This is a genomic window from Acidisphaera rubrifaciens HS-AP3 (assembly GCF_000964365.1).
Taxonomy (GTDB): Bacteria; Pseudomonadota; Alphaproteobacteria; order Acetobacterales; family Acetobacteraceae; genus Acidisphaera; species Acidisphaera rubrifaciens.
The window spans coordinates 1-1,117 of the sequence record NZ_BANB01000897.1; the positions used below are offsets into that span (position 1 = coordinate 1).

At 71.8% G+C, this 1,117-nt stretch carries 1 protein-coding gene; it reads left to right on the forward strand.

What is annotated here, in order from left to right; genetic code table 11:
- Positions 1–1,102, forward strand: a 1,102-nt coding sequence (locus B8460_RS18855) for a leucyl aminopeptidase (RefSeq protein ID WP_048863166.1), incomplete at its 5' end; no start/stop codon positions are given.
- Between the last annotated feature and the right edge of the window lie 15 nt (positions 1,103–1,117).

Sequence of the window (1,117 nt, forward strand, 5' to 3'; positions counted from 1 at the left end):
AAAGGCGGACGACAAGCCCAGGCTTGCGGCGCTGACGGTGCTGGCCGCCGATCCGGCCGGGGCGCGTGCCGCATGGCCGGCGCGGCAGGCGGTGGCGGAGGGCGTGTTCCTGACGCGCGATCTGGTGTCGGAGCCGGCCAACGTGCTGACCCCGGCGGTCATGGCCGACCGCTGCGAGGCGCTGACCGAGCTTGGGCTGAAGGTCGAGGTGCTCGGCCCCAAGGAGCTGGCCAAGCTGGGCTTCGGCGCCCTCCTCGGCGTCGCGCAGGGCAGCGCGAACGAGGCGCGCGTGGTGGTGATGCAGTGGCACGGCGCCTCGGGCGGCGGCGAGAAGGGCAAGAAGGGCAAGACGCCCAAGGCCGGGCGGGGCAAGCCGCTCGCCTTCATCGGCAAGGGCGTGACCTTCGACACCGGCGGCATCAGCATCAAGCCGGCCGCCGGCATGGAGGACATGAAGTGGGACATGGCCGGCGCCGGCACGGTCATCGGCCTGATGGCGGCGCTCGCCGGGCGGCGGGCGAAGGTGGACGCGGTCGGCCTCGTGGGCCTGGTCGAGAACATGCCCGGCGACAACGCGCAGCGCCCGGGCGACGTGGTGACCAGCCTGTCGGGCCAGACGATCGAGGTGATCAACACCGACGCCGAGGGCCGGCTCGTCCTCGCCGACGTGCTCTGGTACTGCAAGGAGCGGTTCGACCCGGCGTTCATGATCGATCTCGCCACCCTGACCGGCGCGATCATCATCGGCCTCGGGCACGAACACGCCGGGCTGTTCAGCAACGACGACGCCCTGGCCGGACAGCTGGCCGAGGCCGGGGCGGCGTCGGGCGAGAAGGTCTGGCGCATGCCGCTGGGCGAGGCGTACGACCGGCAGATCAAGTCCGACATCGCGGACATGAAGAATGTCGGCGGCCGTCCCGCCGGGTCGATCACCGCGGCGCAGTTCCTGCAGCGCTTCGTGGACGGCCGGCCATGGGCGCATCTCGACATCGCCGGCATGGCCTGGAGCGGCAAGGACGCGCCCTGCACGCCGAAGGGCGCCACGGCCTATGGCGTGCGGCTGCTCGACCGGCTGGTGGCCGCCCATTACGAAGGCGCGTGACCCAGGTCGGATTTT